Here is a 9,677-nt window from a genome sequence, read left to right as displayed (position 1 = left end):
TTAATAACTTGCAGGTTATCTAGAGAGACATTGCCCCGCTGCCGAGGGAAGCTATCCGCGATGCGTTGATACTGCTCTCTGGTTATTTGCATACCAACAAGCTAGCCAGAGATTAGACAATGACAAGTAGAGTTAACAGGCCCTAGTCAGCGGGGCCGCCTCTTGGCGGCATTCAGAAAGATCCTGGCCAACTCCGAGCCGTCCAAGGCTTCGGCCCAATGCAAAAATATGGGCCGCAGGAAATCCTTGTGAATAGTGCGGGACTGCCTCAGGCGCTCGGCGGCCAGGGCCGGCAAATCAAAGCCGGCCAGCCAGTCTAGAAGCTCGCGCGCGCGATGTTGGGGTCTATGGCGAGCGTCAACGGCGGCCAAACCCGCGGCAGACACGCGCCGACAAAGCGGTTCGTCGGCCAGTAATCTTTCGGCCAAACGCACCAAACCGGCCGCGTCGCCCAGCGGATAAGTAAACAGCTCCCGACCGTTGCGGAACAGTTCCTCCTGACCGTGCTCAATGGCCGGGGTGAGCAAGCAGCTTCCGCAGCCCAGGGCCTCGAAGACGCGGAAGTTCAGGTCGCCGCGTTCGGCCACGTTGAGCACAAGCCGGGCGCGGGGATAGAACGTTCGGTACGCGCCATGCGTGACGTGCAGACTGGGAAAAAGCCTGGCCACCTCAGCCAAAAATGCATGGCGTCCCGGCATAGTTTGCGGATTCACGTTGCCAACGAAGAGCAGGTCCCACTCCTTGACCTCATCGGCCGAAGCGTCGCCGGGATTGGGAGTGGGTGGTAGCCAGCGCAGCTTATCGACCCCAAGGCGCAGGCCGAAGCGCGGCAGATGGTCCCTGAGACTCACCGTGCAAAGATCGAAAGCCTGAGCATAGATCGGATACCAATGCTGGATATGGCTGTCGATGCACAAGAACAGCGTGGGACAGGGGAAGCTCTCCAGTCCCACCAGGGGCGGGGACATGCTCGCGTCGGCATATACGAGCAGGTCGGGCGTCCAGCCCGTGTGTTCCAGCACGTCAGGCCAAGTCATGGGTCCACGGTCCACGGGCGGCCTGATGTAGCACAGTTCCATGCCGCGTGTGCGAGCCACGTCATCCCGGAGTTTATGCCAGCCGATCCAGGCTATGCGCATGAATGGCTCCCCACATTCTGCGCCTTGGGCAGACTGTCCTTCGCTGCCAAGCGCAGGTAGTCAATGAAGTTTGCCTCGCTCAGCAGCCGGCAGTTCACGTAATGGCCAGCGAAAGCGGGCAGAGCGTCGACCACCATACTTAGCGACTCCGGGCTGGGATGGTTCATGGTGTGGAACAGCGTGTGCGTTCGCCAGGGTTCCATGACGAGATCCAGATAAGCCACTGGCGTACGGGCATGCTTGGCTCGCTCGCGCTCCAAGGGCTGCTCCACAAGGCCCGGCAGGTTGACCACCAGATTCAGCTCGAAGTCGCGGCTGAAGTCTACATGGGCGGCAAGTTGGTCCAGAAGTGCTTCGCTCTGGCAGTTGGCGTGGATAACATAATGGTTTTTCATAGCACCTCGTCAGTCTCGCGAAATGCAAATAAATTGCCAGCAACCAAGATAGCGATCCTCCGGCCAATCTGAATCTATCTGTCGGCCGTTCGGTATGGAGTCATGTACAGTGGACCGGCCATCCCCTCTTCATGGATACTCCGCGAAAACAGCCCTGTGCGGACCAATCTCCGCCTCGGTCGGCTTGGGCCGTTCAAGGCAAAGACCGGGGAACGAAGATTGCTATGCGTCCAGGATACCAAGCCATGACGCGGCCTTGGCGTTTATTGCCCACGGCTTGCGTCGCACCTCGCTCACCCGCGACAACGCTGGAGACCACGCATGCAAACCTTCATTCTACGGCCCCTTACGCTGCTTCTGGTTTCACTGCTCCTGTTCGGCCCCATCGTCTATCTGACCGGCCAGCACTCGGTCCTATCCGGTTTCAACCTGCGCAACTATGCCCTGCTCATGGCCGTGTACGCGCTCATGAGCTTGGCCGCGGCCCTGGTGCGCAAGCTGCGCCTGCTGGGGCGCAACTCGCACGCGAGCTTTATCCTGAGCGAGGTGTCGAGCTTTTTCGTCAGCTCCATCCACATCGTGACCTTCCTGCTGGCCTTCAACCTGTGGACGAACTACCAGGCCCTGGCGCGAGTTCACGAATTCTCGACGGCGACCATGCGGCAGCACGGGCATAACGCATTGGCCCTGCTGCTGTTCTATCTGGCGCTGGTGGCCCTGGCCAAGTTCGTGGAGATCGCGCGCAAGAAGACCTGCTGAGGCTTCGCTCGCGGGCAACTTCTTGCGAGGGTGTGAGCGGGAAGGCGGGCGCACTGACAGCGCCCGCTTTTAGAGCAGATCGCTTTTAAGACGCCCGCTCCGGCGCCCGCGGCGCAAGTGAATTGCGCCTGCGCCGAAGCAAACGGCAAGCCATGCCGACGCATGGCTTGCAGAGCATTTTCAAAAGCAAAATGCTCTATATGGTTTTTACCATGGCGCGTCAGACCAGATGCAGCGGATCGTCCTCGACCGGGGTGCGGCGCGTGAAGCGCACCAAGGCCGTGTCGCCGCGTTCCTCCACGTCCATGCGCCAGGCCCGGCTTTCGCCCAGGGCGCTGACCAAGGCCAGGATGGCCTTGGTCGTCACAAGGAAATCCGCACTCTCTCCGGCCGTGGCGTCCAAATCCTGTTGAATCTGCGGCACCAGCCCGCAGGTCCTGCCGCTATAGTCCTTCATGGCTCGCTTCTCCTTTCGGCTAGGCCATACCCGCCTGAAAACGGACGCGCAAGCGGGCATCGGCGAAAAATTCGGCCATCCCATGTCTCGCGTCGCGGATTAGAAAAAAGCGGCCAAAGGCATGTACCTCAATGCGAAATCTGTTATGTATGTCAATGGGAGTGAAAAGCAGGCAAGAAGGAAGCCATGCGAGCAAGCATACAGATCTTCAGCCGGAACATGATCCAGAACGAGATGTTGGCGGCCAGCATTTCAAGCGCCACCGGACTGTCCTGCGAATGCATCGATGTGTTGCCCCCTGCGCAAGGCCGGGCAGAGATAGGGCAACGCATGATGCTCATCGACTGGCAGCAGCTCGATGGCGATTCCAGGTGGGATGCCCTCGGCGACGTCCTTGGGGATCCCATGCAGACCATGGATACCATCCTCTTCAATGTGCCCACCGGACTGGACATCGAGCGGCAAGCCCTTGATCGCGGCGTCCGGGGCATATTCCGCCAGAACCAGCCGCTCAAACTGCTCATGCGCGGCATCACGGCCGTGCTGGAAGGCGAGCTATGGTACTCCCGTCGGGCAATATCCGAGCGTCTGCGCCAAAACCAGCTGACGCAAGCCTCTCCAAAGGCGGCCAGTGCGGGCAAAGAAATGCTCAGCGCCCGTGAGCGCGAGGTACTCCTGCTCATCGCCCAGGGCCTCTCCAACGACGAGGTGGGCGATAAGCTGTGCATCAGCCTGAGCACGGTGAAGAAGCACCTCTGCAACATCTACGCGAAGCTCAAGATATCCAACCGCATCCAGGCGGCTTTCTGGGCCGTCCAGAACCTTAAGAACTAGCCAGGGCGCGTGCCGCACTCGGGCGTGCGGCACGCGCTCAGCCTCCACTCCACTCCGTATTCCGTCACCTCCGGCGCTTACAGGCTTCCGGCATCGTGCGCACTTCCATTCCCTTCCGGTTGTTTGCATCGGCAATGCACCGTCTTGTCCCGGTCGACAGCAGCCCATGGGCTACCTGCTGGCCTGATCGTAAATCCTTCCCTTGGCCCATTGCGAACACACACCCAAGAGACATACGGGTACAGATGCGGGAAGAGGGACTCAAACGAGGTGCGACATGCTGGAACGGAGATCTGAAGTGCGCTTTCAGCTCAAGCTCGAAGCCATGGTGGAGGAAGCTCGCGGGCAAGACGCAATGATCCTGCGCACGCGGGATGTCTCCTCTGTCGGCGTCTATCTGCATGGACAGGAGCAAAGGACGGACGGGCCGACTTATTGTCAGGGGGATCTGTTGCTGGTCCAAATCTACCTGCCCGCGTTCCGGCCCAAGAATGGGCGGATCATGAGCGTGGTTCGCGCCGAGGGACGCGTGGTGCGGCTTGAGGCGCAAGGCCTGGCCATACGCTTTCGCCGGGAGAGCCGTATCGAGCCTCTGGACGTTTAACGCAGTGCCGAAAGATCGCGTAATGCCGGTGCTGGTCCGCAATGCTCCAAAAGTTCCATGCCGCAAGAACAAAAAGCAACCCTTCGGACAATTGTTAGGAAAGCCTGTCGAGACGTATACACGCATTAACGATCACGAAGAAGTCAGCGAGGCTGACGAAGGTGGTCGCAAGGGGGGCTCGGCAATGAACAGACGCAACAAAACAACGGCAGGAACGACACTGCGTAGTGTTCTGGGCAGGGGAGCAGTCGCGCTGGCGACATTGGCCCTTGGTTCATCGCTCGGGCTGGCCGACGCAGCATCGGCCGAGGCACTTGCTGGCCAGAGCGGGCAGGCCTTGGCCAATATTTCTCTGGCCGATCTCAAACGGCTCGACAGGCTCAACCCCCAGGAGTTCACGGCCATGCAGGATGCCTTGCCCAAAGGACGGGCGGCGCGCGGCAACGTGATCATGGTGACCCAAATAGGCGAGCACAACAGGCTTTTCTCGCACAGCTACAGCTACCAGGGCGAGGGCAACACGACCGTGGCCTTGCAGAAAGGCAGGGGCAACACGGCCGAGCTGCTGCAGGACGGCTCCGGCAACCGCCTCGACCTCTTGCAGCAGGGCAACGGCAACAGGGCCGATCTGCAGCAGATCGGCGACGACATGTATCTTGGGCTGGTCCAAAAGGGCAATGGCAACAGGTATACCTACCGCCAGACCGCATCATCCGATCTGGGCTGGTACAAGGTTTACCAGAGAGGCGGGTCCGAGGTCACCGTCACCCGGACCAACATATACACGCAATAGACGGAAGGCATTGGATGGAAACGGCCCGCGCCTGAGGGAAGGTTCGCCTTCCATGCGCACTCGGACAAGGACCGTGGCCATATATTTGGTGGGGGTAAGGTTCATTGGATTAATCAACTCCGGCATGAACCCGGGATAATGCCGGACCAGCGGAACCTGGCAAGCAGAACGAGCATCGCAAAAACGGAAACGAAACCGCATTAGGAGCAATGACAATGAAAAAGCTGATGAGCATCACCCTGGCTATGGCTCTTACCCTGTCCGTGTCCGCCGTTGCTTTCGCCGGCCATGGCTACGACTTGAGGGAAAACGACGCTGAGATCGAGCAGAAGGGCGCGTTCAACACCGCCATCGTTGAGCAGGACCTCGACTCCTACGGCTTCTACGGCGCCGGTGACAACGAAGCTGAAATCGAGCAGTGCGGCCTGCTGAACTTCGCCAAGATCGACCAGCGTTCCGTGTTCGCCAACAACAAGGCCGAGATCGAGCAGGTTGGCTTCGCGAACAAGGCTTGCGTTTGGCAGCATTAATTTGAAGCTCATGGGGTCGCGGACAACCGCGTCCCTCTCGGATTGACGACAAACCCCGCCGGGACTTCCCGGCGGGGTTTGTGCTTGGCGTCATCCGGATAATCCATCAGTCGAGCCTCCCCTCTCCGGGAACCCAATCGCGCTGGCGCTACCTGCCCCACGGATGAAGCTACGCCCTCTGTTCACACATCGTCTGACGCATTTGTGCGTGGAGGATCGGCGATAACCTGATCCAGGGTAAGCTTGCCCATATTATGAGCCTCTTCAGCGCAGGTGAATTATCTTGCAGACATAATGATTGTATGTGGCTGCGCTATTCCTTACGGCATCTTCTGGCAAAAGGCCAAGTGACGTGCTAGCTTGGAAAGTAGGAGTCGGCCCGATCCTGCACATCGGGAGTTGCATGATGAATGGCAAGAACGTTCGAGACCAGGAAGATACTCCTCGCAAGACAGTGGGCGAGGCCATGGCCGGCATACGCGCCGATGCCCCTGCCTTGGCCGCTCTATTGGACGGCATGGTCGAGGCGGTCTGGCTGATCGACATGGACGGCAACCTCCTCCTGCTCAACAAGGCCGCGATTAAAAACATGGAGCAGCTCGCGCCGGAAATGCCGCGCAACATGCCCGACCTGCTCCGGGCGCTGGACGTGCGCACGCCGGATGGCCGCAGGGTGCCCCCGGAGGAACTGCCCATCATGCAGGCGTTGCATGGTGAAGTCGACCGCGGCAGAGCCTTCCTGGTCAAGGCCGTATCGGATACGGAACTCTTCCTGGAGGTCAGCGCCGCGCCGTTGCTCGGTCCGCAAGGCGAAGTGACTGGAGCCTTGGCTGTGGCCAGAGATATGACGACCCTGCGCAGGACCGCGCGCTTCATGGAGCCGCAGGTGCGCTTCACCGATGAAAACCCCAACCCGGTGCTGCGCGTGAACGCGAGTGGGATACTCCAGTACGCCAACACGGCCAGCGTACCATTTCTGAACGCTTTGCGCACGGACCGGGGCGAAGTCGTGCCCGAGCCGTTGCATGGGGCCATGCTGCGCTGCCTGGAGCATGACGACTGCTGCGAGCTGGAACTCGTCGCGAACGGCCGGACCTACCTTTTCTCTCTGTCTCCAGTGCGTGGGGACGGCTACGTGAATTTCTACGGCCTGGACATCACGGGCCGCAAGCAAGCCGAGGAACGCCTTACGCTGCAAATGAAGCACCGCGAGGTGCTTCTGCGGGCCTCGCGTGACATGCTTTCCGAAGCGAACCGTGAAGGCCTGCTGCGCCGCGTGCTCGAGCTGGCCAGGGAGGTCGTTGGCGCGGACATGGGCCTGGCCGGCCATGAGCTGCGACAGGGGCTGATCTCGGTCGATGTCTTTTCGCACGCGCAGGGCAGCACGCCCTGCGGAGCTCCCCGCGAGATTTCCGAAGGCCGGGACAACATCATGGAACGATTGATGGGGCAGGGCCAAGCCACCGTGCGCATGAGCCGGAGCGAGTGGGCGAAGTTCGCCTCCAGCCTCGACCTGCCTGGAGGCCACCCACGGCTCGCCGGGCTGCTGGGCGCGAGCATCGCCCACGATGCGGGCAGCTTCTGCGGCTTCCTGCTCCTGTCGCACAAGCGCGAGGGAGAGTTCACGGCCGAGGACGAAGCCTTCCTGGGACAGCTTGCGGCGCTCACATCCCTGGGGCTTCGTCACCTCTCGGCCAGGGCCGAGGCCGAGCAGCGTGCGAGTCAGCTCGACGCGGCCATCGAGGCCATGGCCGAGGGGCTCATCATCTTCGACTCGGACAAGTCCATTCAAAGCATCAACTCGGCCGGCAGACGGCTGCTCGGCTACACGGAAGAATCCCATAATCTACCATTCGATGAATGGCGGGCCAAGTTCAACGTCAGATGGCTACAAGGGGATACCGACTCCGAAAACGAGCCGGTCAGCCAAGTCTTGCGCGACAAAATTCTGCGCAACGACGAATTCGTAATCGAGCCCGAACCCGGCAGGCAGCTGCACCTCGTTGCGAGCACCTCGCCCATCCGTTCCAGACAAGGCGAGGTTACCGGGGCCGTGGCGGTTTTCCAGGACATCACCGAGAGCAAAAAATTGGAGCGAGACCGCGAGAACCTTATCGCGGCCCTGCAGGTGGAACGGGCCCGCCTCAAGGCGCTTATCGACAATGCCCTGGTGGGCATCGTGCTCCTGGATAAAAAGGCCCGTCTGGTCATGGCCAACCCGGCGGCCGAAGCAATCCTTGGAGTGCCCCTGACCCCCGGCATGCGGCACTTTGCCTTGGAAAAGCTCGACCTTCGTCAGGCGGATGGCGAGCCGCTGCCCATTCAGGCGCTGCCTGTCGTGCGCGCGGCGCTGGGCGGCGAGGTGCACAAGTCCGTGGAACTATCCGCCGCCAGGCCCGATGGGAGAGAAAACGGAGGCAGGATTCACTTGCTGGCCAGCGCCATGCCCGTGCGCAATCGACAGGGCAAGCTCAAGGGCGCCGTGGGCGTGTTCGAGGACGTCACCGAACGAAAGCGCGCCGAGGAAGCCCTGCGCGAGAGCGAGGAGATGTTCCACAAGGCCTTCGTCATGAGCCCGGAGATGTTGACCATCACAACCTTGGATGGCCGCTACCTGGATGTGAACGAGGCCTTTTCCCGCCTCTTTGGATACTCCAGGGACGAAGTCATGGGCAGGAGGTCCCAGGAAATAGGGCACTGGCTCACGCCCGAGCTCAGGGAGTGCTTCGTGCGCCAAATACAGCGGGGCGGGCGCGTCCAGAACATGGAGGTCGAATTCCGGACCAAGGACGGCGATCCATGCACGCTGCTGCTTTCGGCGGACGTTGTGCGCATCGGCGGCAAGCCGTGCATCCTGACCGTGGGCGCGGACATCACCGAACGCATCCGCATGGAGGGCGAAATGCGCCGGGCCAAGGAACAAGCCGAAATCGCCAACCGGGCCAAGAGCGACTTCCTGGCCAACATGAGCCACGAGATCCGCACGCCGATGAACGGTGTCATGGGCATGATCGATCTGAGCCTCATGCAAAAGCTGCCAACGCGCGTGCGCGAGTACCAGATCATGGCCAAGAAGTCCGCCGATCACCTGCTGTCCATTATCGGCGACATCCTGGACCTGTCCAAGATCGAAGCCGGCCGCATGGAGCTGACCGAGGACATTTTCGACGTACGCGACTTGGTGGAAGGCACGGTGCGGCCCCTGGCCCTCACGGCGGCCGACAAGGGCCTGAAACTCCTGCACGCCGTGGATGCGGATATTCCCCCTCTCTTGTGCGGCGACCCGGTGCGCCTGCGCCAAGTGCTGGCCAACTTGGTCAGCAATGCGGTGAAGTTCACGCACAAGGGCCGGGTGCTGGTCAACGTGGAACGGACCGGCCACGACCTGCCCCGGGACGAGGTGCGCCTGCTCTTCTCGGTCAGCGACACGGGCATCGGCATCCCGCGGGAGAAGTTGTCGCTCATTTTCGAGAGCTTTTCCCAGGCCGAGGAGGCCACACATGCCCGCTATGGCGGCACAGGCCTGGGGCTGGCCATTTCCAAGCGGCTGGTGGAGATGATGGGCGGCCACATCGGCGTGGAGAGCGTCATGGGCAAGGGCTCGCGCTTCTTCTTCACGGTGCGGCTGCGCAAGGCCGACGCCATGCCCAAAGCCGAGCGGTCTGAAACCGAGGAGGGTAGGCCGCCGACCCGACATCTGCGCATCCTGCTGGCTGAGGATAACGAGATCAATCGGATCTTGGCCATAGAGCTGCTGCACGAATTGGGACACGAGGTCACGGCCGTGGAGAACGGCCGCCTGGCTCTGGAGGCTTTGGGCCGCGAGCGTTTCGACCTGGTGCTCATGGACGTGCAGATGCCCGAGATGGGTGGCCTGGAGGCCGTGCGGCGCATCCGTGAGGAGCCTCCGGCGGGCGTGGCCCCGCGCTTGCCCGTGGTGGCGCTTACGGCCTACGCCCTGGAGGGCGACCGCGAGCGTTTCCTGGCCGCGGGCATGGACGGATATTTGTCCAAGCCCATCCGAGCGCGGGAGTTGGAGCTAACTTTGGCGGAGTTTTTTCGCCGGGAAGACGGTCCGGTCGCAGACCAGTCGCCGCCAGAGTAGCTCGCATGACAACCCGCAGGCGCTCCAGGCGGCCAGAGGGCCGGAGGAGGCTGGGCCGCTC

At 61.4% G+C, this 9,677-nt stretch carries 9 protein-coding genes; 6 read left to right on the top strand and 3 right to left on the bottom strand.

Going from position 1 to position 9,677, the window contains the following annotated elements:
• Positions 1-146: 146 nt before the first annotated feature.
• Together H585_RS0102185 and H585_RS0102180 are read right to left on the bottom strand one after the other, a co-directional pair.
• Positions 147-1,139, bottom strand: coding sequence for a glycosyltransferase family protein (locus H585_RS0102185; RefSeq protein WP_027366583.1), 993 nt, complete (start codon positions 1,137-1,139; stop codon positions 147-149).
• Positions 1,130-1,534 (bottom strand): WcbI family polysaccharide biosynthesis putative acetyltransferase, encoded by a 405-nt coding sequence (locus H585_RS0102180; protein ID WP_027366582.1) that lies wholly within the window; start codon positions 1,532-1,534, stop codon positions 1,130-1,132. Before H585_RS0102180 ends, H585_RS0102185 begins: the two co-directional genes overlap by 10 nt.
• A gap of 321 nt (positions 1,535-1,855) precedes the next feature.
• Between H585_RS0102180 and H585_RS0102175 the strand changes: the two genes are divergently transcribed.
• Positions 1,856-2,293: a hypothetical protein gene (locus H585_RS0102175; RefSeq protein WP_027366581.1), complete on the top strand. Its 438-nt coding sequence runs from the start codon at positions 1,856-1,858 to the stop codon at positions 2,291-2,293.
• A 220-nt stretch (positions 2,294-2,513) separates the two neighbouring features.
• Here H585_RS0102175 and H585_RS0102170 read toward each other — a convergent pair whose 3' ends face one another.
• Positions 2,514-2,750: a hypothetical protein gene (locus H585_RS0102170; protein WP_027366580.1), complete on the bottom strand. Its 237-nt coding sequence runs from the start codon at positions 2,748-2,750 to the stop codon at positions 2,514-2,516.
• Between the two features lie 186 nt (positions 2,751-2,936).
• Between H585_RS0102170 and H585_RS20710 the strand changes: the two genes are divergently transcribed.
• The 5 genes from H585_RS20710 (at position 2,937) to H585_RS0102145 (ending at position 9,616) form a co-directional block, all read left to right on the top strand.
• On the top strand, positions 2,937-3,584 hold the full coding sequence (locus H585_RS20710) for a helix-turn-helix transcriptional regulator (protein WP_014258966.1): 648 nt from the start codon (positions 2,937-2,939) through the stop codon (positions 3,582-3,584).
• A 277-nt stretch (positions 3,585-3,861) separates the two neighbouring features.
• Positions 3,862-4,188 carry a PilZ domain-containing protein gene (locus H585_RS0102160; RefSeq protein ID WP_027366579.1) on the top strand — a complete coding sequence of 109 codons (327 nt, stop codon included), beginning with the start codon at positions 3,862-3,864 and terminating at the stop codon, positions 4,186-4,188.
• Between the two features lie 184 nt (positions 4,189-4,372).
• Positions 4,373-4,981: a hypothetical protein gene (locus H585_RS0102155; protein ID WP_244432456.1), complete on the top strand. Its 609-nt coding sequence runs from the start codon at positions 4,373-4,375 to the stop codon at positions 4,979-4,981.
• Between the two features lie 215 nt (positions 4,982-5,196).
• Positions 5,197-5,511: a hypothetical protein gene (locus tag H585_RS0102150; RefSeq protein WP_027366577.1), complete on the top strand. Its 315-nt coding sequence runs from the start codon at positions 5,197-5,199 to the stop codon at positions 5,509-5,511.
• Between the two features lie 406 nt (positions 5,512-5,917).
• Entirely contained in the window at positions 5,918-9,616 is a 3,699-nt protein-coding gene (locus H585_RS0102145; protein ID WP_027366576.1) for a PAS domain S-box protein, read from the top strand.
• Positions 9,617-9,677: the final 61 nt, after the last annotated feature.

This window comes from Desulfocurvibacter africanus subsp. africanus DSM 2603, assembly GCF_000422545.1.
In the GTDB taxonomy this organism is placed as follows: Bacteria; Desulfobacterota; Desulfovibrionia; order Desulfovibrionales; family Desulfovibrionaceae; genus Desulfocurvibacter; species Desulfocurvibacter africanus.
Note: the sequence above shows the minus strand (reverse complement) of the source record. Positions and strands in the feature narration are given on the sequence as shown.

Bases quoted from the DNA above. Each gene is read 5' to 3' on its own strand.
- H585_RS0102185 (WP_027366583.1), bottom strand. From the start codon at position 1,139: ATGCGCATAGCCTGGATCGGCTGGCATAAACTCCGGGATGACGTGGCT.
- H585_RS0102180 (WP_027366582.1), bottom strand. From the start codon at position 1,534: ATGAAAAACCATTATGTTATCCACGCCAACTGCCAGAGCGAAGCACTT.
- H585_RS0102175 (WP_027366581.1), top strand. From the start codon at position 1,856: ATGCAAACCTTCATTCTACGGCCCCTTACGCTGCTTCTGGTTTCACTG.
- H585_RS0102170 (WP_027366580.1), bottom strand. From the start codon at position 2,750: ATGAAGGACTATAGCGGCAGGACCTGCGGGCTGGTGCCGCAGATTCAA.
- H585_RS20710 (WP_014258966.1), top strand. From the start codon at position 2,937: ATGCGAGCAAGCATACAGATCTTCAGCCGGAACATGATCCAGAACGAG.
- H585_RS0102160 (WP_027366579.1), top strand. From the start codon at position 3,862: ATGCTGGAACGGAGATCTGAAGTGCGCTTTCAGCTCAAGCTCGAAGCC.
- H585_RS0102155 (WP_244432456.1), top strand. From the start codon at position 4,373: ATGAACAGACGCAACAAAACAACGGCAGGAACGACACTGCGTAGTGTT.
- H585_RS0102150 (WP_027366577.1), top strand. From the start codon at position 5,197: ATGAAAAAGCTGATGAGCATCACCCTGGCTATGGCTCTTACCCTGTCC.
- H585_RS0102145 (WP_027366576.1), top strand. From the start codon at position 5,918: ATGAATGGCAAGAACGTTCGAGACCAGGAAGATACTCCTCGCAAGACA.